General features: G+C 56.1%; 19 protein-coding genes. 5 read left to right on the forward strand and 14 right to left on the reverse strand.

Features of this window, described 5'->3' with window-relative positions:
• Window position 1: 1 nt before the first annotated feature.
• Both ompA and AB5Y97_RS09005 read right to left on the reverse strand, forming a co-directional pair.
• Complete coding sequence (gene ompA, locus AB5Y97_RS09000; RefSeq protein WP_013723997.1) at window positions 2–1,021, reverse strand: porin OmpA; 1,020 nt, start codon at window positions 1,019–1,021, stop codon at window positions 2–4.
• 308 nt (window positions 1,022–1,329) lie between these two features.
• Window positions 1,330–1,926 (reverse strand): hypothetical protein, encoded by a 597-nt coding sequence (locus tag AB5Y97_RS09005; RefSeq protein WP_219263350.1) that lies wholly within the window; start codon window positions 1,924–1,926, stop codon window positions 1,330–1,332.
• A 258-nt stretch (window positions 1,927–2,184) separates the two neighbouring features.
• Between AB5Y97_RS09005 and AB5Y97_RS09010 the strand changes: the two genes are divergently transcribed.
• Together AB5Y97_RS09010 and AB5Y97_RS09015 are read left to right on the forward strand one after the other, a co-directional pair.
• Window positions 2,185–2,451, forward strand: coding sequence for a DNA-binding transcriptional regulator (locus tag AB5Y97_RS09010; protein ID WP_005338367.1), 267 nt, complete (start codon window positions 2,185–2,187; stop codon window positions 2,449–2,451).
• Between the two features lie 199 nt (window positions 2,452–2,650).
• A complete protein-coding gene (locus AB5Y97_RS09015; RefSeq protein ID WP_058057807.1) occupies window positions 2,651–3,991 on the forward strand; it encodes an APC family permease in 1,341 nt (446 codons plus the stop codon).
• Window positions 3,992–4,062: 71 nt separating this feature from the next.
• Here the strand turns inward: AB5Y97_RS09015 and AB5Y97_RS09020 are convergent, their stop codons facing one another.
• Window positions 4,063–4,938: a patatin-like phospholipase family protein gene (locus tag AB5Y97_RS09020; protein WP_368157644.1), complete on the reverse strand. Its 876-nt coding sequence runs from the start codon at window positions 4,936–4,938 to the stop codon at window positions 4,063–4,065.
• Window positions 4,939–4,984: 46 nt separating this feature from the next.
• Window positions 4,985–6,523 (reverse strand): diguanylate cyclase, encoded by a 1,539-nt coding sequence (locus AB5Y97_RS09025; protein ID WP_368157646.1) that lies wholly within the window; start codon window positions 6,521–6,523, stop codon window positions 4,985–4,987.
• Window positions 6,524–6,720: 197 nt separating this feature from the next.
• On the opposite strand from AB5Y97_RS09025, the gene AB5Y97_RS09030 reads away from it, so the two are divergent.
• From AB5Y97_RS09030 to AB5Y97_RS09040, 3 genes are all read left to right on the forward strand, one after another.
• Window positions 6,721–7,770 carry an efflux RND transporter periplasmic adaptor subunit gene (locus AB5Y97_RS09030; protein ID WP_368157648.1) on the forward strand — a complete coding sequence of 350 codons (1,050 nt, stop codon included), beginning with the start codon at window positions 6,721–6,723 and terminating at the stop codon, window positions 7,768–7,770.
• Complete coding sequence (locus AB5Y97_RS09035; protein WP_368157650.1) at window positions 7,770–10,886, forward strand: efflux RND transporter permease subunit; 3,117 nt, start codon at window positions 7,770–7,772, stop codon at window positions 10,884–10,886. Before AB5Y97_RS09030 ends, AB5Y97_RS09035 begins: the two co-directional genes overlap by 1 nt.
• A 198-nt stretch (window positions 10,887–11,084) precedes the next feature.
• A complete protein-coding gene (locus AB5Y97_RS09040) occupies window positions 11,085–13,484 on the forward strand; it encodes a YgiQ family radical SAM protein (protein WP_368157652.1) in 2,400 nt (799 codons plus the stop codon).
• 83 nt (window positions 13,485–13,567) lie between these two features.
• Here the strand turns inward: AB5Y97_RS09040 and AB5Y97_RS09045 are convergent, their stop codons facing one another.
• From AB5Y97_RS09045 to AB5Y97_RS09090, 10 genes are all read right to left on the reverse strand, one after another.
• A complete protein-coding gene (locus tag AB5Y97_RS09045) occupies window positions 13,568–15,220 on the reverse strand; it encodes an AAA family ATPase (protein ID WP_100646511.1) in 1,653 nt (550 codons plus the stop codon).
• Window positions 15,217–16,131, reverse strand: coding sequence for a dsDNA nuclease domain-containing protein (locus AB5Y97_RS09050; protein WP_368157658.1), 915 nt, complete (start codon window positions 16,129–16,131; stop codon window positions 15,217–15,219). The genes AB5Y97_RS09045 and AB5Y97_RS09050 overlap by 4 nt, the downstream gene beginning before the upstream one ends.
• The gene (locus tag AB5Y97_RS09055; RefSeq protein ID WP_368157654.1) at window positions 16,079–16,306 is read right to left on the reverse strand and encodes a dsDNA nuclease domain-containing protein; all 228 of its coding nucleotides are present in this window, start codon (window positions 16,304–16,306) and stop codon (window positions 16,079–16,081) included. Before AB5Y97_RS09055 ends, AB5Y97_RS09050 begins: the two co-directional genes overlap by 53 nt.
• 398 nt (window positions 16,307–16,704) lie before the next feature.
• Entirely contained in the window at window positions 16,705–18,204 is a 1,500-nt protein-coding gene (locus tag AB5Y97_RS09060) for a histidine-type phosphatase (protein WP_368157656.1), read from the reverse strand.
• 344 nt (window positions 18,205–18,548) lie between these two features.
• Window positions 18,549–19,382: a hypothetical protein gene (locus tag AB5Y97_RS09065; RefSeq protein WP_005349984.1), complete on the reverse strand. Its 834-nt coding sequence runs from the start codon at window positions 19,380–19,382 to the stop codon at window positions 18,549–18,551.
• A 2-nt stretch (window positions 19,383–19,384) separates the two neighbouring features.
• Window positions 19,385–20,965 carry a hypothetical protein gene (locus AB5Y97_RS09070; protein WP_201947494.1) on the reverse strand — a complete coding sequence of 527 codons (1,581 nt, stop codon included), beginning with the start codon at window positions 20,963–20,965 and terminating at the stop codon, window positions 19,385–19,387.
• Window positions 20,966–20,982: 17 nt separating this feature from the next.
• Window positions 20,983–22,521 (reverse strand): OmpA family protein, encoded by a 1,539-nt coding sequence (locus AB5Y97_RS09075; protein ID WP_047435991.1) that lies wholly within the window; start codon window positions 22,519–22,521, stop codon window positions 20,983–20,985.
• Window positions 22,522–22,953: 432 nt separating this feature from the next.
• A complete protein-coding gene (locus tag AB5Y97_RS09080; protein WP_201947496.1) occupies window positions 22,954–23,394 on the reverse strand; it encodes a hypothetical protein in 441 nt (146 codons plus the stop codon).
• A gap of 15 nt (window positions 23,395–23,409) precedes the next feature.
• Window positions 23,410–23,934 carry a DinB family protein gene (locus tag AB5Y97_RS09085; RefSeq protein WP_201947497.1) on the reverse strand — a complete coding sequence of 175 codons (525 nt, stop codon included), beginning with the start codon at window positions 23,932–23,934 and terminating at the stop codon, window positions 23,410–23,412.
• Between the two features lie 169 nt (window positions 23,935–24,103).
• The gene (locus AB5Y97_RS09090; RefSeq protein ID WP_041206016.1) at window positions 24,104–25,372 is read right to left on the reverse strand and encodes an IS4-like element ISAeme4 family transposase; all 1,269 of its coding nucleotides are present in this window, start codon (window positions 25,370–25,372) and stop codon (window positions 24,104–24,106) included.
• Between the last annotated feature and the right edge of the window lie 101 nt (window positions 25,373–25,473).

A 25,473-nucleotide genomic window follows, 5' to 3' on the forward strand; every position in this document is an offset into this window, starting at 1 on the left:
ATTATTGCTGAACTTCTTGTACACCAGATACGCGAACTTCTACGCGACGATCCGGAGCCAGGCAGGAGATCAGTTGAGCTTTAGCGGTTACGCCGTTGCACTTGGTGCCGGTAACCGGGTTGGCTTCGCCACGACCTTCGATGGCAACTTTGCTGGCAGCCATACCTTTGCTTACCAGGAAGTTGGCAACGGTGCGGGCACGGGCTTCAGACAGCTTCTGGTTGTAAGCGTCGGAACCGATACGGTCGGTGTAACCAACAACAACAGCGTTGCCATCTTTCGGCTGGAACTCAACGATTTGCTGATACAGACCGTTCAGGGCTGCAACGCCTTCAGGCTTCAGGGTGTCTTTGCCGAAGGCAAACAGCACGTCTGAGTTCAGGGCGAAGTTCTTCTCTACCACTTGCGGAGCAGGAGCCGGCGCTTCTTCAACAACCGGAGCAGCTACCGGAGCTACGTAGGAAGTACGGAACGGGTGGTATACCGCTTCCAGAGTAGCGATGCTCTGGTTGGCTTTGTAACGCTCACCGTTGGCGTGCAGGTCAGCCACGTCCCACATGTAGCGGTAGCGAGCTTGCAGATCCAGCGCGTCATTTACCTTGTAAGTCACACCAGCACCGGCCAGCGGGGAAACTTTAGTGTCGCTGGTGCCCAGACCATCGGTGTGACCCCAGTAGGCGCCGCCTTCAGCGAACAGGGAGAAGTCGTTGCCAACCGGCATACGGGCGATACCGGACAGGGTGGCACCCTGGCTCTCGTAACGGTTGCCGTCGGTGTTGCCACGACCGGTGTACTGGTAGCCCAGTTCGGTACCGAAGTTCTCGGTGAAGTTGTAACCCATGAAGGCGTTGGCAGCAGCCGCGTCTTCCTGGCCTACATTGGTGCTTTCCAGCTTGTTCAGGCCGTTGAAGTGAGTAGCACCGACACCGGCACCGAAGTAGATGTCGTCAGCGGCGTGAGCAGCGGTAGCACCCAGAGCAGCCATGGCGATGGCGATCATGGAAGGAGCCATTTTCATCATAAAAAAATCCTCGTTGAGATCGCACGTTATTCACGTGCTTCACACTTTGTAATTTATGTAAGCTGCAGGCTCCGCCGTACGGCTGGCGTCGAGTCTGGCAGATGACCCGGTATAACCGGGTTGCACACTCTCCTGGTGTGTCGAGTGCGCTGGCATGGCACGCAATGCGTGAGAAACCACTGCCAGGCAACTGATGTCATTCCGATGACGAGGCGCACTCTATGCCGATTTTAAAACATGATCAAGCTCACAAATGAGCCTTGTGGCAAATTGTGTCGTGCCCTTAACTGGCTGTTTATCCAGATTAATTAGTGATCCAGATAGGCCCTGTGCAGTTTCTTCTCCAGCTTCATATAGGCCTGAACCCAGTCGCTATGCGGGTTGGCTGGATTCGCTCTGGCGGCAAAGACCGCGAGGTAATCTGTCTGGGTTGCGCTCTGCAGCAGGGGGGTAAATGTCATCAAGAAATGTCGGGCCAGATAGGGGTCAAGGGGCCAGATGTTGAGGATAGCGCGAGCCACAGGCTGAACCGCAGCTGAACAGATGAAGTGGCGATGTCCCGCCTCCAGCCAGTTGGCCATCTCGCACATGCCCGATTCGGGCACCAGACCACCATCACCTTGAGTGGTTGCCAGAGCAATCGCCTGACCATTTACCGTGACGAGCTGCTCATTGTTATGCAGGGTGCCGTCGTGGCTGCGCAGGGTCAGGTCCGGGCATGCCTGTTCAAGAAACAGGCTGCAGCTCTCCGGCAGGGCGGCCAGCAGCTCGCTGGCGTGGCTGGACATCAAGGCCGGAAGCCAGAATGCTTCGGCGCGATATTGTTCACCTTGCAGGCGCTGTTGTGCCAGTTCTTCTGTGCTGGATACGGGGTGCAGGCGAGAGATAATGCCGGGAAACGCCATACTTATTCCTCTTAATGGGTATCTGGCGGATTATACGAGTTATTGGGGGGGCTACAATAAAGGTTTCTTTTCGAGACTGTTTACCTGAGGCGGCTGAGCGATTACCATCCCCCCTTGAAGGCAAGGGTTGTCGCCGAAAGGCGCTCATAAGATAGAGGCTCGACCATAACGAGTCCGAACAAAACTGATACACTTGACTACGAGTCGTCGCGAAAAATAAAAGGCGGAGTAAATCCGCCAAACGGAGTATGTAACATTATGAATTCAAATATCGTCACTGTTGGCAAGAAGATCCGTCAGATCCGTGAAGCGGTCGGTTTGAGCCGTCCGAAGTTTGCAGATTTGCTGGGTGTTCCTCCCACCACGCTGAAAAACTACGAACTGGGTTACCGTGAAGTTGGGGGCGCCTTCCTGGTTGCCCTGGCGCACCACCCGGATCTGCACAAGTTCACCCTCTGGCTGCTGGCAGACAAGAAAGTCGCCGAAATCGGCCAGATTGGCCCGGATGACCTCGCCAAGGCGTGATCATCGATGTGAATAGAAATGCCGCCTTCGGGCGGTATTTTTTTTGGGTTGCCGATCGATATTTTGATCTAACTCGCTTTGAATTATCCATGCAGGCCAACGAGAATAAGCGGCCCCGAAAAGTGGGCCCCTGGTGGTATCTGGCCACCTGAACACTATTACATTCAGGATGATATGAGCAATCGTATGGAGTATGGGTATGAGCAGTAATGAGTTGGATAAACGTTATGGCCTGATGACTGCCATTGCGATGGTGGTCGGCGTGGTGATCGGCTCCGGTGTCTTCTTCAAGGCCGATGATGTACTGCGTCTGACTGGCGGTAATCTGGCCATTGCGCTGCTGGCATGGGCGCTGGGGGCATTTTCGATGATCTTCGGCGCGCTGGTGTTTGCCGAGTTTGCCCAGCGGATCGAAAAGTCCAACGGTATCGTCGATTATGCCGAAGCGGCATACGGCAAAATGTTTGGTTATCTGGTGGGGTGGTTCAAAGGCGTACTCTATTACGCTCCTCTTTCCGCCATCCTTGCCTGGGTCGCCGCTCTGTACACCATGATCTTGCTCGGCAGTGATAATCCGACCAACTCTGGTACGACCTGGATACTGGCGGCTGTCTATATGACGGTCACCTATCTGATCAACTTCTATGCCCCGGCCCTGGCGGGCAAGCTGCAAGTGGGCTCTACCCTGATCAAGTTGATCCCGCTGATCCTGGTTGCCATTGTGGGCACCATTTCAGGCTTGCTCAATGGTGTCACCGTGACCAACTTTGTGCAGGCAATGGATGGGATAGGAAGCACCGGAGGCACTCTGGCCACGGCCGTGGTTGCCACCGCCTTCGCTTATGAGGGGTGGATCGCCGCTGTGACCATCAACAGCGAAATTCGCGATTCCAAGAAGAATCTGCCCAGAGCGCTGGTGATTGGCACCCTGATAGTCTTTGTGGTCTATGTCACCTATTTTCTGGGGATCGCCAGTGTCTTGCCGACGGACGAGATAGTGGCGCAAGGGGATAACGCGGTAAATCTCGCGACAACCAGCCTGTTTGGCGGGACTGCCTCGACCATTTTGACCGTGTTCGTGATTATCTCCTGCCTCGGCACCCTCAATGGTCTGGTGTTGGCGACCATGCGCATTCCCTACTCGCTGGCGATCCGCAATCAGGGGCCTGCCCCCAAGTGGATGAGCCGTATCGAACCGCATCACCACATGCCAATCAACTCGGCCCTCGCGGCAGCCTTGTTGTCGGTGATCTACTCAGTGCTGTGGTACTGCAGCATCAACGAGACATTCGGTCGTTACATCGCCCTGGACGAGATGCCGATCGTACTGATTTATGGCCTCTATCTGTTCCTCTATGTCTGGTACATGCGCACCTTTACCGAGTTGGGCTGGATAAAGCGGTTTGTGATCCCGACCTGCGCCACCCTGGGTGCGCTCATCATTCTGTATGGCGGTATCACCAATCCCAGTCTGGGACTCTATCTGCTGGTCTCTGTGGGAGTGATTCTGCTCGGGTTGCTCTTCTACCGTAAGGAGTGACCGGGTAAGTAAGTTGAAAAAAAAGCGCCGGATGGCGCTTTTTTCATGTGTAAACCGCAGCATGTCGACAACTAACTGCCCAGCAACCCGAGGCGGCCGAGTTCATCCTTGAGCTGATCGAGGTTGCGCTCGACGCAGGCTTCCCCCTCGTTGATGGCGTCGCTGGCGCGATGAAAATCCATGATGGAGAAGCTGCCAAGGCGCGGGCAGAGCTGGATCTCCGGCGGGTCGCCCGCCATCCGGGCGCGGGTAATGCGCTCCTGCATGATGTTGATGGAGCCGCTCATCACGCTCCACAGACCCGGGGTGGCTGGCGCGGATTCACCGCGATTGAGCCACTGGCTGAGCAGGCCCATGCTGCCCGGTTGATCCGGCTCGTCGGTCCAGGGCTGGTGCAAGTCGGTGTTGAGGTTGACGGCGATCACCACCTCGGCCCCCATGGCGCGGGCCAGCGAGATGGGCACCGGATTGACCACGGCGCCATCGACCAGCCAGCGGTCGTTGACCCGGGTCGGCGTGAGGATCCCCGGCATGCCACAGGAGGCGCGTACCGACTGGCGCAGCGGCCCCTGTTGCAGCCAGATCTCGCGGCCGGTATCGAGTTCGGTGGCGACACAGGCGAAGGGGATGGGCAGGCTCTCCAGCTCAGGATTACCCAGGTGGTTGGCGGCGAGGCCAAACACCTTCTCGCCACGAAACAGACCGCCGGAGAGGGCCGGGTCGAGCAGGCTGACCACCTGCAGACGGGTAAAGCCGCGCACCCATGACTCCAGCCGGTCCAGCTCACCGGCGGCATAGGCGGCGCCAACAAAGCTGCCAATGGAGCAGCCTGCGATGAGGTCGGGCTTGATGCCCAGTCGTTCAAGGGCGCGGATGACGCCGATATGGGCCCATCCTCTGGCGGCACCGCTCCCGAGAGCGAGCCCTACGCGGGGTTTACGTGGCACGACGTTCCTCCAAAAAGGGGTTGGAGCGACCAGCTTACTCCGCAAGTCAGGATGCGTCACCCTGCCATCTTTCGCTGCGGTTGCGCCCGTTGGCTTTGGCCTGATAGAGCGCCACATCGGCACGGCGCACCGCCTCATGGAGCGGGATGCCCGCCTCGTGGGGGTGATAGCCGAGGCTGATGGTGACCACCAGCCCGGGCTCGATGGCGGCCCAGTGATGTTCGGCTACGGCGAGACGGATTTGCTCTGCCAGCTCGCCGAGGCGGGAGGCATCACTGTGGCTAATCAGCAGTAGAAACTCCTCGCCACCCCAGCGGATCAATTTGTCCGACGGGCCGAGCTGCTGCTGGCAGAGCTGCACCAGCCGGATCAGCACCATATCGCCAACGGCATGGCCGAAGGTGTCGTTGACCCGTTTGAAGTGATCCGCATCGAACATCAGGATCCCGGCTTGCAGTCGCGCCAGCTCGCCCCCCTGCTCCAGGCGTTCCAGATAGTGGCGATTGAAGGCGCCGGTGAGGGCATCGTGACAGGAGAGGTAGTTGAGTCGCAGGTTGAGACGGTGGGACCTCAGGTTGGAGAGGGCCGCCAGCAGCATAAAGAGGATGGCGAGCAGGGTCGGTGTGGATTGGCAGAGCATGGCCCACGCCAGCGGTAGCAGAGTGACGTTGTGTACCAGTCGCAACGGGGTATCGGGGATCGCCATCGTCAGTTGCAATCGCCCCTGTCGCCAGCGGTACTCACCGGTGGGCGCTGGGTCCTGCGGGATCACCGGTTGGCGCGCACTGCTGGCCAGCACCTGATGATACTGATTGAGCAGCAGATACTCCCCCAGCGCCGGCGTCAGCTGATCGAGCTGCTGTTGCAGGCGGGTGAGCAGCACATCCATGCTGATCATCCCCACCAGGGTGCCGTCCTTGTAGAGGGGTTGCGACATGGTGATCATGGTGCCGAGTCCGAGAAAGTCTTCGTAAGGGCGGGAGAGAACCGTTCCCTTGTCCGGCGTGCGGGTCGTCAGCGCATCTTGCCAGAAGTACTTCTGGTAAAGGGCAGGGTAGAAGCGAAACCGGCTGGAGGGCTGCCAGGGGTAGAGGTAGATAAAGTTGTCCACCCCGATGAAGTAGACCCAGGCGATCTCTTTGGCCAGGTGTTCGCTGGCGGTGGCCAGCAGGGGGGAGAGGCTCAGGGCCAGATGTATGCGCGCCTCCCGCTCGCTGCCCGGTGGCGGCAGTGGCTCCGTACCGGTGAGGTTGCCTGCCAGCCCCGCGGGCAGGTTTGCGGGGAGCGTGTCCAGCGCCAGTCCATCCGGCAGTGCCTCGATGTGGCCATAGAGTTGGCGGGTCAGCACCGACTGGGGGTCGCTGCGCAGTCGCTCCTCGGCCTGACCGCGCATCGCCTCCAGAAAGACCTCAATCTGCTTGAACTGATCTCGCAGGTAGATGGCGCTGTTGAGGGTATCGCTCTGGTAGAGGCGTTCTATCTGTTTCAGGCTTTGCCGCAGGGTCAGACCAACCAGCAGGATGACCAGGGCAAACAGCAGCCAGGTCAGGCGGGTGAGAAAAGGGGTGGCTGACACATTGGGCATAGGCAACGATCGGACATGGAAAAGAGAGTGTCGTGAGTGTAAGCGAAGAGGGCGGGAAAAGAATCGAACCGTGCCAAATGGAGTGATCTTGCCCCCTTCCTGTTACGTTTTGTCACATTTATACATAGTCACGGCATAGTCTGGGGCTAAAATGGCCCCAATCTGGTTTTTCTTTCTCACTCTTCATGGATCGTTCGATGAAAATGCGTATCTGGCTCGGCTTGGGCCTTCTTCTAATCGTGGTTGCCGGCGTCTGGGCGCTGCGTCACAGCGAACCCGCCGCCAAAGCACCGGCCAGACAGGTCAATATCCGCACCCAAACCGTCAAGCAGAGTCTGGCTGAGCCGACCCTCAAGCTGGTGGGCAAGCTGGCGGCCAATCGCTCCGTCATCATCAGCCCCGAAGTGACCGGCCGCATCGTCAAGATTGCGGTGCAGTCGGGTCAGAGCGTGACGAAGGGGGATACCCTGATCGCGCTGGATGCGGGCAAGCAGCAGGCGGAGCTGGCCGAGCAGAGCGCCAGTCTGCGCGACGAGAACCGCAAGCTGAGTGATATGCGCAAGCTGGTGGCCCGTGGCGCCGTGACCCAATCCGAGCTGGAGGGGCAGGAGGCCACCGTGGCCCAGGTGCAGGCGCGCCTCGATGCCGCCCGCTACGAGCTCTCCCTGCGCACCCTGCAGGCGCCCTTTGCCGGTACCGTGAGCCTGATCGATCTCAGCGAAGGGGCGCTGGTCAACAGCGGCGATACCCTGCTGCATCTCGATGAGCTCGACAAATTGCGCCTCGATCTGGCGGTGCCGGAGCGCTACCTCTCCCTGCTGCGCCCCGGCATGGCGGTCACCGCCACCAGTACTGCCTGGCCGGATCAGCAATTTAACGGCACTCTCACCACCCTCGACAGCCGCGTCTCCAACGATACCCAGAACATCAAGGCGCGGGTGATGATCCCCAATGGCAACGGCCAGTTGCGCCCGGGCATGCTGCTCAATGTGGAGCTGGCGCTGCCTGCCCAGCAGCTCACCCTGATCCCTGCCCAGTCGGTAGAGTATGCCGGTGAGCAGCGCTTTGTTTACCGTCTCGAGGCCGATGGCCGGGTCAAGCGGGTGCCTGTAGTGCTCGGCGAAACCGAAGGGGAGACCGTCTGGGTCACTGAGGGGCTGAAGGTCGGCGATCGCATCGTGGTCGAGGGGCTGGTCAATCTGCGTGATGGGGTGCAGGTGCGTGACCTGGCCGAGGTGAACGGCTGATGTGGCTCTCCGATATCTCAGTACGTCGCCCGCTGGTGGCGGTGGTGCTCAGCGCCCTGCTCACCGTGTTTGGTCTGGTCGCCTTCAGCAAATTGACGGTGCGGGAGATGCCCGATGTGCAGATCCCGTCGGTCTCCATCACCACCACCTATGAGGGGGCTGCCCCTTCTGTGATGGAGAGCCAGGTCACCAAGCCCATCGAGGATCAGCTCTCCGGCATCAGCGGCATCAAGAACATCAACTCCATGACCCGCAAGGGGCGCTCGATGATCACCGTCGAGTTCAAGCTCGGCTGGAACATGGTGGAGGGGATCTCCGATGTGCGCGATGCCCTCTCCCGCGCCCGGCCCCGGCTGCCCGATGAGGTGGACGAGCCGCTGGTGACCAAGGACAGCGGCAACGGCGATGTGGCGATCTGGCTCAACTTCAGCAGCAGCCAGATGGATCGCACCGCCATGACCGACTACGCCAACCGCGTGCTGGTCGATCCCTTGAGTCTGGTAGATGGGGTGAGCGAAGTGGCGCTCTCCGGCGATCTGACCCAGGTGATGTATGTGCGGCTGCGTCCTGCCGACATGGCGGCCCGTGGCATCACGGTGAGCGATGTGGAAGAGGCCCTCAAGCGGGAGAACATCGAGCTGCCGGGCGGCGAGATCCGCAACAACTCAATGACCATGGCGGTGCAGATCGCCCGTCTCTACCACACAGCGGAAGATTTCCAGCAGTTGCAAGTCACCACCGCCGCCAACGGCCAGAGCGTCTATCTTGCCGATATCGCCGACGTGGAGGTGGGAGCCAAGAACGAAGACAGTGCCTATCAGCGCAACGGTAAGGAGAGTCTGGGTATTGGCATCGTCGCCCAGTCCACCGCCAACCCGCTGGCTGTAGCGCAGGGGATCGAGAAGAAACTCGGCGAGATGCAGCGCTTCCTGCCAGAGGGGGCCAAGCTCGAGGTGGATTACGACTCCACCATCTTTATCAAGCAGGCCATCGACGAGGTGTACGAGACCCTGGCCATCTGCGCCGTGCTGGTGGTGGCGGTGCTCTATCTGTTCCTCGGGCAGGGGCGTACCACGCTCATTCCGGCGATCACGGTGCCGGTATCGCTCATCTCTGCCTTTATCGGCGCCTGGTATTTCGGCTTTTCCATCAACCTCATTACCTTGCTGGCGCTGATCCTCGCCATCGGCCTGGTGGTGGATGACGCCATCGTGGTGGTGGAGAACATCCACCACCATCTGCAGCGGGGGGAGCCGCCGCTGCTGGCCGCCTGGCACGGCACCCGCGAGGTGGGCTTTGCGGTCATCGCCACCACCGCCGTGCTGGTGATGGTGTTTGTCCCCATCGCTTTTATGGATGGCATGGTGGGGCGGCTCTTTACCGAGTTTGCGATATTGCTCTCCTTGGCGGTGCTCTGCTCCTCGCTGGTGGCGCTGACCCTGACCCCGGCCATGGGCTCCTGGCTGATGCGCCCGCTGGATAAACCGAACCGGCTGACTGCCGGGCTCGATCGCGGGTTGGGCTGGCTGGAGGGGCACTATCGCCACCTGCTGGCGTGGGTGCTGCGTCGCTCCCGCTGGACGCCGCTGGTGCTGCTGCTCTGTCTGGGCGGTATCGGTGCCCTGTTTACCCAGCTGCCGACCAGCCTTACCCCGACCGAGGATCGCGGCGTCATCTATGTCTTCGTCAAGGGGGCAGAGGGAACCAGTATCGAGCGGATGAAGCGCAACATGCAGCAGGTGGAGTCCGCCATCATGCCGATGCTGGGCAAAGGGGTGGTGCAGGCGCTGAGCTTCAGTACCCCCGCGTTTGGCCGTGGCGGCGATCAGACCGGTATGGTGATCATCCAGCTCACCGACTGGGCCGAGCGCGACGTCACCGCCACCGAGTTCTCCCGCTCGCTCGGTGCCAAGCTCTCCGGCATTCCCGACGTGATGATCCGCACCTTCCAGCCCGGTTTCCGGGGCGGCTCCACCGCACCGGTACAGTTCGTGCTGCAGGGCAACGACTATGCCGAGCTCTACCAGCAAGGGTTGGCGCTGCAACAGGCGGCGCAGGGCAGCGGCCTGATGCTGAGCCCGGATCTCGACTACGCCGAGAAGACTCCCGAGCTGCAGGTGACCATCAATCGCGATAGCGCCAGCCAGCTCGGTATTCCGGTCTCCACCGTGGCCAACAGCTTGCAGACCCTGCTGGGCGGGGCGAGCAAGACCACCTATGTGGACAGGGGGGAGGAGTATGACGTCTACCTGCGCGGCAACCAGACCGAGTTCAACGGCATCTCGGATCTTGGCCGCATCTATCTAAAAGCCGCCAACGGCGAGATGGTCAGTCTCTCGACGCTGGCGACCGTCAAGCAGGTAGCGACCGCCAACCGCCTCAACCACTACCAGCGGCAAAAAGCGATCACCCTGACCGCCGACGTGCACCCCGACCACACCCTGGGCGAAGCGCTCGATTTCCTCGATGGTTGGGCCAACGCCAACCTGCCGACCGGCATGACGGTGGATTACGCCGGTGATTCCAAGGATTACCGCGACAATCAGGGGGAGATGGTGCTGGTGTTTGGCCTCGCCCTGCTGGTGGTCTATCTGGTGCTGGTGGCCCAGTTCGAGAGCACCCTGACCCCGGCGGTGGTGATGGTGACGGTGCCGCTCGGCATTTTCGGTGGTCTGCTTGGCCTCTGGCTGACGGGGCAGGAGATGAGCATCTACAGCCAGATCGGGATGATCATGCTGATCGGCATGGTGACCAAGAACGGCATCCTCATCGTCGAGTTCATCAACCAGCTGCGCCAGCGCGGCGAAGGGTTCGAGGAGGCGATCATCGCAGGCTCGGTGCGCCGCTTGCGCCCCATCCTGATGACTTCGCTGACCGCCATTATCGGCGCTGTGCCGCTGATGCTCTCCATGGGGGCGGGTTACGAGAGCCGGATGGCGGTGGGGACAGTGGTCTTCTTTGGACTGTCGTTGGCAACCCTGGTTACCCTGCTGGTGGTACCCGCCATCTACCATCTGATCGCCCGTCACGCCGGCATGACTGGGTCGCGGGATCAGCAGGTAGACGAAGCACTGGCCGCCAAGGGGGCAGGGGAGTCGCACCCTCCGGCGCTCTGACCAGCATCCTGATCAGAACCCTGATCAGAACCCAAGCGGGGGCCGGTTATCAGCCTCCATCATCACAAGGGCGCCTGCGGGCGCCCTTGCTATTGCGGGCGGCGACCTATTCCGCGGGATCTATAGGGACAAAAAGCCATCGCCCCCCTTGGCCGCAACCGGTATAATGCGCGACCCGAATTGTTCCAGGTGGTTAAAATGCAGCCGGTACCCAACCTTTTCTCCTATCCCCGCTATTGGGCCGAGTGCTACGGCACGGCGCCCTTCCTGCCCATGTCCCGCAAAGAGATGGACAAGCTCGGTTGGGACAGCTGCGACGTCATTCTGGTGACGGGGGATGCCTATGTGGATCACCCGAGTTTCGGCATGGCGGTCATCGGCCGCATGCTGGAAGCGCAGGGCTTTCGGGTCGGCATCATCGCCCAGCCGGACTGGTCATCGAAGGATGACTTTATGCGTCTGGGCAAACCGAACCTCTTCTTCGGGGTGACTGCGGGCAACATGGACTCCATGATCAACCGCTACACCTCCGACAAGAAGCTGCGCCACGACGACGCCTACACCCCGGGGGATGTGGGCGGCAAGCGGCCGGATCGCGCCACTCTGGTCTATACCCAGCGCTGCAAGGAGGCCTTCAAGGAGGTGCCGGTGGTTATCGGCGGCATCGAGGCATCCCTGCGCCGCATCGCCCACTACGACTACTGGTCCGAGACCATCCGCCGCTCCATCCTGCTCGATGCCAAGGCCGATATCCTGATCTACGGCAACGCCGAGCGGCCGCTGGTGGAAGTGGCTCACCGAATCGCGGCGGGGGAGACCATCGAGACCATGCAGGATATTCGCGGCACCGCCGTCATCCGCAAGGAGCCGCTGCCGGGCTGGAAAGGGGTGGATTCGAGCAAGCTCGACCAGATTGGCCGCATCGATCCCATCATGAACCCTTATATGGAAGGGGCACCCTGCTCGGATGACGCCAGCGAAACGGCACCTGCCGCGCAGGAAGCCCAGCCTGTGCTGGTGCAGCCGCCCAAGCCCAAGCCGTGGGAAAAAACCTATGTGAAGCTGCCGGCGTTCGAGCGGGTGAAAGAGGACAAGGTGCTCTACGCCCACGCCTCGCGCATTCTGCACCACGAGACCAACCCCGGCTGTGCCCGTGCCCTGTCGCAGGCTCACGGCGATCGCATCGTCTGGGTCAACCCGCCCGCCTTCCCGCTGGAAACCGAGGAGATGGACGGCGTATTCGGCCTGCCCTACCAGCGGGTGCCGCACCCGGCCTATGGCAACGAGAAGATCCCGGCGTTTGAGATGATCAAGACCTCGGTCAACATCATGCGCGGCTGCTTTGGCGGCTGCTCCTTCTGCTCCATCACCGAGCACGAAGGGCGCATCATCCAGAGCCGCTCGGAAGAGTCGATCTTGAAAGAAATCGAAGATATTCGCGACAAGGTGCCGGGCTTTACCGGCGTCATCTCGGATCTCGGCGGCCCCACCGCCAACATGTACAAGCTGCGCTGCAAGAGCCCCAAGGCCGAGCAGACCTGCCGTCGCGCCTCCTGTGTCTGGCCCACCATCTGCCCGCACATGGACACCGACCACAGCCCGACCATCAACCTCTATCGCAAGGCGCGCGACCTCAAGGGGATCAAGAAGATCCTCATCGCCTCCGGCGTGCGTTACGACATCGCGGTCGAAGATCCCCGTTATATCAAGGAGCTGGCCAAGTATCACGTCGGCGGCTACCTCAAGATCGCGCCGGAACACACCGAGGAGGGGCCCCTCTCCAAGATGATGAAGCCGGGCATGGGCAGCTACTACCAGTTCAAGGAGCTGTTCGACAAATACTCCAAAGAGGCGGGCAAGCAGCAGTACCTGATCCCCTACTTCATCTCCGCCCACCCGGGCACCACGGATGAAGACATGATCAATCTGGCGCTCTGGGTCAAAGAGAACCGCTTCAAGCTCGATCAGGTGCAGAACTTCTACCCGTCGCCGCTCGCCAACGCCACCACCATGTATTACACGGAGAAAAACCCGTTAAACAAGGTGAGCCGTACCGGTGGCGATGTGTTTGTCGCCAAGGGCGAGCGCCGCCGCCGCCTGCACAAGGCGCTGCTGCGCTACCACGACCCCGCTGGCTGGCCGATGATCCGCGAAGCCCTGCTCGCCATGGGCAAGGGCCACCTGATTGGCAGTGGCCCCGGTTGTCTGGTGCCAGCGGAAGGTCGCAACGAGCGCGCCGCAAGCGGCAAGGGGCTGAAACCGGCCCTGACTCGCCACAGTAACATTGCCCATCAGCGAGGCAATGGTGCAGGCAACAAGGCCGCCCGCAGCGAGGCTGGAGCAGGCAATGCCCCGTCAACCAGCAGAAATGGCGGCAAGGTGGGCAATGGCAAACCGGTCGGTTCTCCGCTCCAGAAAGGCTCTGGCAACGGCAAGCCCGCCGCGCAGGGTACTGGTCAGGGTAAACCTGCCGGAAAACCCGCCCATAAGGGTAAAACCCCGACCCGCGCTGGCTCTGCCAAGCCGGGAGTCAAACCCGCTGCTCAGGGCGGCAAGCCTGCGGCCAAAGGCAATAGTGCCAAGCGACCGGTACGGTAATATTTCTGATAGGAAAGCGATAGAAAATAAAAAGGCGACCGGATGGTCGCCTTTTTACAGGCTGTGCTGTCTAAGCAATCTGATTAAGACAAAGATGCTTTTTGGTATAACGGCATGATTTGCTGATAAACATCGCTGTATAAATGTGCTTTTAATAAGCTGTATTTTTCAGTCATTGTAAGTGTTTTAAATGCATTAGTTTCTCTTTCGAAAGAAACAGAACCGATAATAAGCTGATTGTTAGTAGATAGGCCATTAATACATAAATCAAATAATTTTTTTGTAGTATGCGGATCAGGATCCTGTTGTTTAGGTGAGTCAATTATAACTGGGAGCATCGGGTTTGTTGATTTAGCTTCTATCGTTTTAAGAAGAGCATAATGATAAGCTAATATTGCTCTTGGCGCACGGCTACCAGTTTCGCTTTTTGATATAGGACCGTATTGGAGAATAGTTCCAACTTTTGGGTCTTTTATACCTAGTTCGGTTTGTGCAAAAATCAATGACTCTTTAAATATTTCATTAATTTCACGGGTGCGTTTTTTATCATCGAACTCTGCTAAACGCTCTGATAATTTAGTTCTGGATTGATCTAGTTCTCCAATTTTTCTTAGTAGTTCATCGATCTGTTCATCGAATGTTGACTCAACCTGTTTACTTGCTTGAGATTTTATAACATCTTGAAGTGTCAGTTGCTCTTTAACTTCTTGAAGCATACATTTAAGTTCTGAGCTTAATTTTTGAGCGTTTCTCAAGTCTTCTTTTATTTTAGAAATTTGATCATCATATAATGATTTTTGATCATACAACTCAGGGATGATTTGCAACAGATTTTCTCTGTTTGCAAGGATGGCATACTTGGCTTCTAAGCTTGCAGACGGGGATAAAAAATCTATATTACTGTCATCAAGCTGTCTTTTGGATGAGTCTATCTCTGCTACTAATTCATCTCGTTGAGATAGAGCTTTTATGAGTTTAATTCTGTACTCTGTTTCTTCCTGATGTAAATGCTGGCACTTACTCAGAAATCGTTCCAATAACATTTCATAATATTCAATATCAATATCAAATAGTACTCTTCCGAATGAATCTTCGAAGCGCTTCTTAGCAGTTTCTAGAGCTTTTAATGTTGCTCGTGTTTCTTTAAGGTCAATATCTATTAAACTAATTTTACCTTGAAGCCTATAATATTCCTTTGGCTTAATCCCAGTATGAAAATTAAGGATGTTTTTCTGCCAGTCTTTGTACATCTTCAAGCTACTAAATGAATCTAATACTGTCGCCCATCCGTCATCCTGATCAATATAGAACGGAAGATAAAGGCTTGCTGGGTGTGCTTGCCCTTGAACCAAGGCATCCTTTAAAACCAGCTCTAAATTAAAGTCAAATATATCTCGTACGGTCAAAGCGATCTCTGTACGAGAATTAGAAGTCACTAGGAGATGTTCATTGTCATCAGTAATATCAAATATGGAAATACGTTTTCCGTGACGAATAAATGCATAGTCTCGATTTTTTACGCAAATGACAACCTTTGAAACAAAGCTATCTTTCTTCCACTTCTGATCTAAGCGAATATCGGCTCCTAATGTATAATATAGATTCTTTATAAAACTGGACTTCCCTGTGTCATTCTCTCCAGTAATAATATTTATATCGGGTGAGAATTCATAAGAGAAGCCTTTTTTATCTCGAAGGGATAATATATGGGCACTTTTAAAGTAGATGTGTCTCATGTCTTATTCCCTTCTAGCAACTTCTGAATTATGGAATAAACAACGATGCATTCTTTTTTTCCTGATGTTAAAGCCAATTTGTAGTCAGGGCAACGTGCATCAATATTGTTTATGGTTGTAAGTATATATTCTTCTAGATTTAAATTGATTTTTGATTCGTCGTAAAATGCAATGGCATACTTTTGATAAGTGCGTGTCGGATTATTCACATCTTGGTTTATTTCTATGCAAATCTGTGAGAAGTTTGCTTGTAATAGAATGAGCTGTATTGAAGTTTTATGAAGGTCATGAAATACCTGCCTTGCCATTTCCCAAGTAGGTATAGTTTTATTAATAGCATTCAACTCTTCTAGAACAGAGTTGAAATCTTGAGATGAAAATCCTTTTCTTGCGATTAAATCTGAAAAGTCAATTATATCTGCTGACTTAACCTTAGATTTTTTTCGACATTCCTGATCCAGTAATGATGCTAGCGCATTAATATTAAGAATAGAGCTATCACCATACTTCCTACTAATGAAGTCACATAGTTTACCTTTGAGATGGATAATGTGATCATCTAGGCTCAATGATGACTGAATAAACTTCATTACTGAAAGGTCAATACATGAATCATCGAGCTTAACCTGGTTCTTTATTGCTTTTTTAAATTTTATCTGGTATTCATTCTTTATTTCATTAGCCCTAAAAGAAGATTTTCCACCATTACTACCACATAAATTTAATGATGCGTTTGTAACAAACAAAAGTTTCGGTGAATACTCAATAAAATTTTTGTAATGAACAAATAGTTTTCCAATAATAGATATAGGTTTTTTGCTGGTGCTATTGCTCAGTGACGATGCTGTCCAGTGATTTTCATTTGTTTTTACTTGTGCAAATGTCAAATTTTGGGGGGGTTGAGTGATCATCAAGAATAAGGACATCATCGTGATACTCAAAAATAAAAACATAATTTTTACCATTTAGCTCATATTCCAGCATCTCAGATAAAGCCCAGCAAGCTTGATAATCAAAACCGCGCTGAGCAATTTCTCCGCCTCTTTCAGATTGTGGAATATCAACTAAGGCTTCAGCTAAACCCATAGACTTCCTTATTTATTGTTAATTTGACTTGCTCATCTTGGATTAAAGGCATAAGGAAGAATCAGGGACACTTATGTTTCTTAACAAGGTGTAGTGCAGCCAAATCCCACGCTACCGCCCGTGGATTACAGCTTCCAATATGCTCCCTTGACCCGCGCTGGCAGCAACCCATCGCAGTTCAACAGGTTCTGAATGGCCATGGTAAGCCAAATGAAACTGTCGAGGCGAGTCTTAAAGTAACTTAACTATCAGAAATTAATCGTTTTTTGAGCTTGATCAGCAAATGGAGCCGGAAGGCGGCTTTGTAGCCATATCCCGCTTTGGCAAACAGGGAAGGGGAGTGAATAGGGGCGACCTGCTGGTCGCCCTTGTTATTGCCATATCCGGCGCGCTAGGGGTTAGCCGTTATAGCCGTAGCAGCGTTTGAGCTCCTCGAAGTCGTAGTAGTGGCTGCCGCTTTGGTAGGGCTGGCAGCCGGTCTTAAAGGCGATCTCCTTTTCGTTGTAGAGCATCTTGACCAGCACCTGCCGCTGCCCGTTCTGGTAGATATCCCACTGAATATTGGCGGTATAGGGGGAGACCCAGCCGCCGCGCCACTCGTTGTTCTGCTGGCTGAACAGCTGATCCGGGCTGGCCCCCTGACGGCTCCCTTCCAGCTTCATCAGGGCGGCGAGAGGGATAATGGCTTCGGCGTGGGCAAAGCGCAGGGTGGCCCGTCGGCTCTGCTCGCCCTCCACCACTTGACTTTGCACCTCGCCAAACAGGCCGTCGAGCAGCGGCTGGGCAATGGCGTAGGGGGCGCTCTGGTTGGCAAAGCTCGGCCCCTTCTCGTAGAAATCTTCCGCATCGGAGAGGTAGGAGAACCAGGCAGACTCTTCCGGGGTGAGGAACTGCTCCAGCGCCCAGGGTTCGCTGCCCTGTGCCTGCGCTTCGCGGATCATGCCGGGGCCGATGATAAAGAGGTTGTAGAGCATCAGGGCGGCATCCACTTCGTCGCGCACATAGGTCATGCCGCCATCTTCCGGGTTGATGGCGACAAACTCGACGCCGCCCGCCAGATAGTCGACAAAGCCCTTGCTGTAGATACGCTCCAGCATGCTGCGGGCCATCTCTTTGGTCTTGCTCAGGTTTTTAAGCTGATCCAGCGCTCTGGCCAGCTCGGGGGCCGGGGCGATTCCGGCATCTTCGTCGCCGATAAAGCGCTGGTAGCTCTCATAGGCGGGCAGGTAGCGGGCGTAATCCCCCTCGGGCGTGGTCTTGTGGAAGTAGAGCTCGAACTTGTTGACCAGCTTTTTGTCGATCTTCGAGGGGTCATCCTGCGTGAGGTAGCACTGCGCCGAGTCGCTGACATAGTTCACGTCGCGTTTGAGACTCTCCATAAAGTAGAAGGCGCTTTCGTTGGCCCTGTCCTTGCCCGAGGTGACCACCTTGATGCAGTGGGGCTCGCTGCTGTTGAGCAGGGTCGGCAGCCGCGCCGCCAGCCGGGTGGCGAGATTGGCGTGCTCCTCCTTGCCCAGCGCCGAGAGCAGGCCATAGCCCAGTTTCTGGTTGGCGGCCGTCACCAGATCGACCTTACCTCCCAGCCCCTGCCCGAGGGTGGTGAGCGCCCCCTGACGCTGTGCCTCTTCCCAGACCAGCTTGGTCAGCACGTCATATTTCGGGCTGGAGAGGGAGCGCGAGCCGTGGCGCGCCACCATCTCGGTAAAGACCGGGCTGAACCCCTGAGGCGCTGGCTCGTAGCTCTCCGCCTGCTGCTGCGGGCTGTAGACCGCTTTGGTGCTGTATTGATAGGCCGTTTTGCCCTGGCTGTCGGCAGACGATTCGTTCTCTGACTGGCAGCCACCAAGCAAGACCAGCGAGACGGCCAAAGCCACATAAGAAGAGCGCGGGAAAGTCATGATGTTCCTTATCTATCCATATGAAAAATAAGTGAAAAACTCTATGGCTTGAAAATGACCGCGGGATGTCAGCCAGATGACAGGCTGATGACTTCTGATAAAGCCGTAAGCAAGGGGACAGACGTGGCGAGCATGCCCATCAGGGAGCGCTTCTGTTATCTTGGCTTGCCCGATAGACGGGCTTGGAGCCCGTTCATGACGTGTTTGGCAGGAGCAATCAGATGGCAATAAAAACGCGATCCCGCAGGGAGAAGGTGGGCAGTAATGAAAATAACAAGGGCAACCGGTTGGTCGCCCTTGTGTGATGGGGTTGAAGCGCGGAGCTCTGCCTGTGGATGTGACGGTTACTGCAAATCCGTGCTCAGGCTGGGGGCTCCGAAGTTCACCAGAGTGGCATGGGAGTGCTCGAAGTACTGTGACCAGAAGTCACCGAGTGCATCCATGGTCTTGCCGGAACGATAGGCATGCTTCACCGCGTCTGTCACCAGACCGGCGCCCGTGACGTAGACGCGAGCGCCTTGCAGATCGGCAAACAGCCCCTTGCTCTTGGCCTGCTTGAGCTCGTCGCCTACATTGAGCTGCTTGATCTTGTTGGTGGCATAGAAACTGGTGTAATCGGAGTGCTCCAGCATGTCCGAAATGAGGAACACGACGCGGTCACTGACGCCTTGCTCGGCCTTCATATCCTCGCCCACTTTTCGCAGCGAGTTCATGATTTCGCTCTTGGGGATGTCTTGGCGGGCATCACGCAGTGCTTTCACGAACTGTTTGCCAAAGCCGTTACGAAAGACCTTGGTCTGCGTCGTCAGGCAGGTGTCCAGACCGCGCAATTTACGCATGCTGACATCGTCCCGGACTTCCCCTTCCAGCGGCATATCCAGTTGCCCCGCATAAGTCAGGCGAAGGTATTCACCAGGCAAGAAGGCGGAGAAGGTATAGAGCTTGACGCGATCACCGGCTTGGACGAACCGTTCGATCTGCCCCCAACTGCTTCGTTGCAGGTCTTCAGGCATCGGAATGGTCTGGTCGATGATGACTACCAGCTCGCGGCCGGTGCCCGCAGGTTTCATGTCGGCCAGGCCATTACGCTCATAACAGCTCTGTATGTCGTTACGCTCGGCCGCCAACGCTGCACAAGGCAGCGTCAACGCCAGTAGCAATATATGGGTGATCTTCACGATTAGGCACTCTGCTTGGCGGGAAAGAGGCCCAGGGTCTTGAGGGCCATCTGCTGCTCACGGATATCACGCAACTGAGCTTCATCAACACCCAGTGCGCGGCTGGCCGCGGCCAGGCTCTCTTCGGGCAGGCCAGTGACATCATGGAAATCGGCGGCCTTGACGCTCGGTCCGGCTTGGCTGGGGGCATCAGTGGTAGATAGGACCTCCGTTTCTGCTTGAGCAACCGCAGGTTGTACGGCCGGTGCCACCTCGGCTTGCGCTGCCGGAGCTGCCTGAGGGGCAACCTTGGATGGTACAGTGCTCGGCCTTTCAATAAAGGCCAGGAAGTTACGACGGGCAGATTTCTCCCCTTCCAGCGCACCTAGCACAGCAGAGTTGGTATGGTCACGGCTCGACAACAGGGTCTGCAAACGGCGGAGTTTGTCATCGGCATGGCTGGCAATGGCAGTGCGTTGCTGGTCCATCGCGTCCAGCATCTCCTCGGCAGTTGCGTACTCGTGAGTCAGACGCCAGGCTGTTTTGGAATGGGTGCCCGCAAAATGGTATTTGCTGGCAAGCCAGATGCTGATCCCCTGGATGGCGATGTAGATGAGCGACAGCATGACGTAGGTGGTCAGGCTGGCCTCACGGATTGCCTGCATCTTGTCTTCGATGGTGGCTTCTTCCGCCTCGTTGTTGATTGCCTGAGACTCTTCCGGCAGGTCAAATGGCGAACTCATGCTGCTGTCATGCTGGGCCGTTGTTTCTGCACGCATGTTGTTGACCATCTCGGTTTCGATGCTATCGAGGGTCGCGGAGCGTACCACGAAGGCGCCAACAGCCATGCAGGCAACAAATGAAGCACAGACAATCAGCCAGACAAACTTGCGGCTAACATTGGAATTCACATCCTTCAGGCGTGCCAGCAGCTGTTCATAGTCAGGTTTGTCAGAATCCGAGAAGGAGTCTTCCAGATTGATGGCCTTGTTTGCCTTGAGGGTACGAGAGCGTTTGGATGGCTCTTCCCCTTGCCACCAGTGGCGCGCACGGGCTATCAGACTGTTGTGATGCAGGGAGTGCCCGGCAACTTCCGCTAGAAATGCGGATGCGACGGCAAGCAATAGCGCAGTCGCGGCCGCCAGCAGGTGACGGTCATTGGTTGATGCATCCATGTTCATCCAACCTGCGAGCACGTAGGCAAACCCCATTGCCTCGACCAGTACCAGTACTAGCACCAAGGCCAGAACCCACGCAGGGCGCGGGGAACGACCAGCCTCTCCTGCCTTGGCCAGGTAGTCGAGGGAGGCGTTGTAGGCATCTGTTCCTTTTAAATGCTTCTTGTATTCGCGGTAATACACATTGGACAGGGTCACTTCATGGTTGATCCAGCCATTTCCATCGACCGATGCGGGTTTGCGCGCTAGGCGAGCAACGGTGCCGATGAGAGGGAGGCTGTGCCATACCCGGATCAGGAAGTAGGAGACATTCTCCCAATGCCGCCATACCACAACGGCACTGATGAGGAATGAAACAAGGCCAACGGTCAGCATCTGGTTGGCGAGGATCAGCGCTTTGAGCGCTGCCAAAGAAAAGTCTTCCACTAAGTTTCTCCGTTTTCTTATTTGGAATGGGTGGCGGGAATGGGCTTGTAGGAGGCAACATAAGCCTCGGAACCTGCCGGATAGAACAGGGCTCCCTGGCTTACCTGGGCGTTGCCTTTGCTGAACACGAGATCCATGCAGGACACAGATGCCTTGGGATCGCTGGTGAAGACGCGGTAAAGCACTTCACTTTCTCCCTCATAGGTGTTGGCCACCGCCTTGAGGGTTTGAGGCTTCTTCTGATTCGAAGATTTGTAACCCTGAACCACCTGCAGGATCGGTTGACGATCGACCTTGGCGTTGTCACGCAAGATGGAAACCGGAGAAACAGTCACCAGGTGGCCGTTGACGGTATTGGCCCAGACACGATTGTTATAGCCGGGCATGTACTCCTTGGTGGCATGACGTGGGAGAGGTTTGTCGTCCGCCATGCTCAGTACCTGGCCAGCACTGCGCGGCTTATCTGCCTCACAGCTCGACATCGGCATGTCGCTTGCGTATGCGCTGCTAATGAGTGCAAAACCGCTCGCTTTGGGCTTGATGTTCTGAGCCATGTTCCACTGATAGGTTTCAGCAGGCTTGCCGCCGAAGTCCACTGCTGCCTTGGCGTTGGGGGCGGCCTTGGCCATGCTGGTGTCTGGAGCGCTCTGCTTGGCTGTTGTGTGACGAGGTGCTGTTTGCGACGTGGTCGTCACCTTGCCTGAACCGCTTGCGGACTGAGCCGCAGGTCTGGTCGCAGCCACACGAGGTTTGGCGGTCTCGGAAGTCCCATAACGCAGATATCGGGTATTGCTCTCTTCGGATTGGGCTCGCATGACCAAGGCCTGCTCGTTTGCCAGTTCTACAATTTCGACCCGGCGATTCTGACCGCGAAGCAAGGGATCACTGTTGTCTGCTATAGGGCGAGAAGAACCAGCACCTTGATAATAAATGGAAGAGGCCGGGATACCCGATGCGACCAAGATCTTGCCGACGGCTCTTGCCCGTTGCTCGGACAGTCGCAGATTCAGTTCTGCAGGGCCGGTGGCGTCACTGTGGCCGACGAGGAGAATGCGGCGCGCATTCGAGGCGTCAGCGGCGGCGGGTTTGGAATAGAGCTGGGCCAGTTTTGTGACCACTCGCAGACCGCTCTCTGTCAATTGAGCAGAGCCAATTGCAAACATGCCGGAATCGGGTATCTGAGCTACCAGTCCTGCATCCTGTGGCACTCCCGTAACTGCAGATGGCTCGGCAACGGTCAGTTTCTCGGTGGCAATGTTGAGATTTTCTTCCTTGGCTATCCGGTCAAGCTCTTGTAGCCGTGACTGCCACATATAGCCTGCAGCACAGCCTAGCGCCCCCCCGATGGCGCCCCCTGCAACAGCACCTTTCTTTCCGTTGAGCGCGTAGCCTGCAGCGCCCCCGGCTATAATGCCAGCCCCACAAAGAACCGGCATACCGTAATCTTTGCCAATGTCATTGACAGTAGATTTGAAATTCTGCATCTGCTGAGAACTGCAACCAACAGCCACGATCAGCACACAGCTGATAGGCGCAAGACGAAACGATTTATCCATAGCTATTCCTTGCCATTTTTATTTAATAGCGAGATTTAGACATACCAATAAAGTCGGCATCAAAGCTTCTTCGGGGGCGGTAAAATATCGACAGCTATTGACTTTGGACGCATTAGCGCTGGCAGCTTTTGATTATCAGCGCTCAATGCATTAATTCACTTCAATTGCTGTGTCTTATATGACCTGATTATCAGAAGAGGCAATATCTATGCGTTCTTATAGGTATCGAGTGGCTATGATAAGCCAAATGAAGCTGTGCAAGCGAGAGTAAAAGTGATGTAACCATCAGAAAAGCTTCGCCTTTTAAAATCTGTTATCAAGTTGTTTTTTATTGGTGACGGGAGGGGCTCTCATGTGGTTCGTGAAATGTCAGCTCTCTTCGGGTCATATTGGTTTGAGATACAGTCAAGACGGATCATGGGCGATGGCAACCTACTGCCTGACTTCCTGCCCCTTGGCGTTCTGCAGGGTGTGAAACAGGTAGTGATCGTCCCGATCGTAATAGACGGTAATGGTGTGGCGCTGGGTGTAGTCCGCCGCGACCCCGGCTACTGTCATCGGCACCAGGATCAGCTCCCCCAGCCCCAATGTCACGGCGCTCGCCGTGGCCTGGCCATTGCCGTCAGCGCGTTTATGGATCTTGCCGAGCACGGTAAAACGATCGCACCCCTTGACCTGCGGCGTATCCAGATATTGGCCTTGTGTACAAGGCTGCGGTTCGCCCAACTCGGCACGGATATGTTCTCGGGGTTGTCCCTGTGTCAGGGTCTCGCGAAAGCGCCCCGAATAGTGATCGATGGCGGCAGCGCAGCCACCTAGCAGCAATGGCAGCGCGAGCAGCAGCGGATGAGAAATACATACAGGACGATTCATAAGGGCAAGACTCCGTTATTGCGCCAGTGACGCGCTATCTTGGCCACGTCGCTCCGGCTCGCTGCGATGCAAAAAAGTGGTCAGGGTATCGCGCGGCGGCGTGATGCCGCACTGCACCAGAATCCGCCCGATGGCTCCCCTGTGATAGCCGCCATGAGTCACCAGATGGAGCAGCATTTCATCGCGGCTCATCTGCCCCTTGTCACCATCGACAAAGCGAAACGAGAGCGGGGTTGCCCCCTCTTGCGGACTCAGCGCCGTGACGTAATCCACCAGCCAGTTATCCAGCTCGGTGACTGCGCTGTGCAGGGCGGTAAGGGTCGGCGTCTCCGGGGTATTGGTGGCGGTAAAGCCGTGCCGTTCCCCCAGCAGATTGGCCTGGAAGATGGCATCGACCACATGGATATGGTTGAAGATCCTGAGGCAGGTGTGGTGTGCCTCGCCATATTGCTGCGCATCGAGTGTGGCGATCGCATCCAGCAGTTCGCCATCGGCCCAGCGTTTGTAGTGAAAGAGGGATTGCAGTGTCTTGTTGCTCATCGCGTCCTTGCCCTTGTCGCTTCGTGAAGTGCGGCATGGTAGCCAAAATGGGCTCAATACGAAACCCATTCTGTTGCAGCTTTGGCCCCCGTCATACAAAAAGCCCCGAGAGCTGGCGCTGTCGGGGAAGAGGAAAAACATCGACAAGGAATTACACATATACAGGACCTTAAGAAAACACTTCATTTGAAATTCCTTCTAAGGTCCTGTTCTGTATCGATTTTCGCTGCTTGGTTCGACGGGCATTTTTCGCCAAGTAAACGGCAGCCCATTCCAGACGCTCTCTTATTTCCACCAACACCCGATGAGCCACCGCTTCCAATAACGGGAACCACCAGGTTCCGCTATTTTTCGCCGCTTTCAGTGTGGATAAACCGTCCCCCATCAGCGTCTGAGCTACCCGTCTTTTCATCACCAGCGACAACAGGCTGGCCCACACCAGCCCCTCGGCAATGGCTTTCTGACCTGTCACAAAGCCCTTGAGCCGGTTGTGCGACTTCCACTCCTTAAACAGCAGCTCCACCTGCCAACGACAGCGGTACAGGCTCATCACCCGCTCTGCTGGCCATGCCTCTCGTGGCAGATTGGTCATCCAGATACAGAACCGTTTCTCCTCGGCAAACCAGCGTCGGATCAGCCGATACTCGAACTTGCCCGATTTCACCACCATATCCAGTACCTCTGCCCGACAGTGCCGCCGTCCAGCATCCTTGAGTGACAGGCCCGCCAGCTTCGGCACTTCCCGTTCGTCACCGCGCCATGCCCGGATAATCTTCGGGTTCAGGCTCTTACTACCCCTGACCAGATAGAAACCGCCCGCCTCGTTTAGTTTCGCAAAGTAGGCCATATCGATGTAACCCGCGTCCGCCAACAGCAGGCTGTTATTGAGCCGCTCGGGCTCAGGCAGGAACTGGCGCTCTGACGCCGTATCGGCAGAGACCTGCATGCAAACTGGACTTTGCTCCAATAGAGACATGAGCATATGACACTCGATTGCCGCCGGGCTAATGGTCTTGAACCTTCCCGGAAACACTTCGGCCAGGCTTTTGTGGACGGCAAAGGAAGTACCATCCTGCAACAACACCTGTTTGAATGCGCCAAGGGATGCAGTCTTCATCTGTTGGCCGATACGCAAGGCGATAGCCCGTTCAACCAGCGCCTTCATGAACAGGGCGAACGACGCTTTGCGCAACTGGTTGTGAAAGGGCTTGTAGGAAACCTGATGGGCATCAACCAGTTGCAAGGCATTGAAATGATGGTGCAATCCAGCGATACCATCGACCTGGTCGCAGCCAAGTGCCCGCAAGAGTGCAGTCACCAGCATGGCAGGCGTAATGGCTCGTTTGCGCAAGCAAAATTGGCAGTCACGGGCAATGCGGTCGAGTTCGGCAGGAGAGAGAAGTTGCTCAAGATAGTGGTTGGCATCGATAATGGTCATGGCTTCGTGCGTGGCGGTTTTGTTTGGCGATAAAATCAGATCACAATCGAAGCCATTTTTATATCTATTTCAATTGGTTGCTGCTAAAGATCCTGTACATG

Origin of the sequence: Aeromonas sp. R10-2, from assembly GCF_040908445.1 — a bacterium.
Lineage (GTDB): Bacteria > Pseudomonadota > Gammaproteobacteria > Enterobacterales > Aeromonadaceae > Aeromonas > Aeromonas veronii.

Bases quoted from the DNA above. Each gene is read 5' to 3' on its own strand.
- AB5Y97_RS09080 (WP_201947496.1), bottom strand. From the start codon at position 23,394: ATGAATCGTCCTGTATGTATTTCTCATCCGCTGCTGCTCGCGCTGCCA.
- AB5Y97_RS09035 (WP_368157650.1), top strand. From the start codon at position 7,770: ATGTGGCTCTCCGATATCTCAGTACGTCGCCCGCTGGTGGCGGTGGTG.
- AB5Y97_RS09025 (WP_368157646.1), bottom strand. From the start codon at position 6,523: ATGCCCAATGTGTCAGCCACCCCTTTTCTCACCCGCCTGACCTGGCTG.
- AB5Y97_RS09040 (WP_368157652.1), top strand. From the start codon at position 11,085: ATGCAGCCGGTACCCAACCTTTTCTCCTATCCCCGCTATTGGGCCGAG.
- AB5Y97_RS09060 (WP_368157656.1), bottom strand. From the start codon at position 18,204: ATGACTTTCCCGCGCTCTTCTTATGTGGCTTTGGCCGTCTCGCTGGTC.
- AB5Y97_RS09010 (WP_005338367.1), top strand. From the start codon at position 2,185: ATGAATTCAAATATCGTCACTGTTGGCAAGAAGATCCGTCAGATCCGT.
- AB5Y97_RS09090 (WP_041206016.1), bottom strand. From the start codon at position 25,372: ATGACCATTATCGATGCCAACCACTATCTTGAGCAACTTCTCTCTCCT.
- AB5Y97_RS09085 (WP_201947497.1), bottom strand. From the start codon at position 23,934: ATGAGCAACAAGACACTGCAATCCCTCTTTCACTACAAACGCTGGGCC.
- AB5Y97_RS09050 (WP_368157658.1), bottom strand. From the start codon at position 16,131: ATGATCACTCAACCCCCCCAAAATTTGACATTTGCACAAGTAAAAACA.
- AB5Y97_RS09015 (WP_058057807.1), top strand. From the start codon at position 2,651: ATGAGCAGTAATGAGTTGGATAAACGTTATGGCCTGATGACTGCCATT.
- AB5Y97_RS09030 (WP_368157648.1), top strand. From the start codon at position 6,721: ATGAAAATGCGTATCTGGCTCGGCTTGGGCCTTCTTCTAATCGTGGTT.
- AB5Y97_RS09055 (WP_368157654.1), bottom strand. From the start codon at position 16,306: ATGGGTTTAGCTGAAGCCTTAGTTGATATTCCACAATCTGAAAGAGGC.
- AB5Y97_RS09075 (WP_047435991.1), bottom strand. From the start codon at position 22,521: ATGGATAAATCGTTTCGTCTTGCGCCTATCAGCTGTGTGCTGATCGTG.
- AB5Y97_RS09045 (WP_100646511.1), bottom strand. From the start codon at position 15,220: ATGAGACACATCTACTTTAAAAGTGCCCATATATTATCCCTTCGAGAT.
- AB5Y97_RS09005 (WP_219263350.1), bottom strand. From the start codon at position 1,926: ATGGCGTTTCCCGGCATTATCTCTCGCCTGCACCCCGTATCCAGCACA.
- ompA (WP_013723997.1), bottom strand. From the start codon at position 1,021: ATGATGAAAATGGCTCCTTCCATGATCGCCATCGCCATGGCTGCTCTG.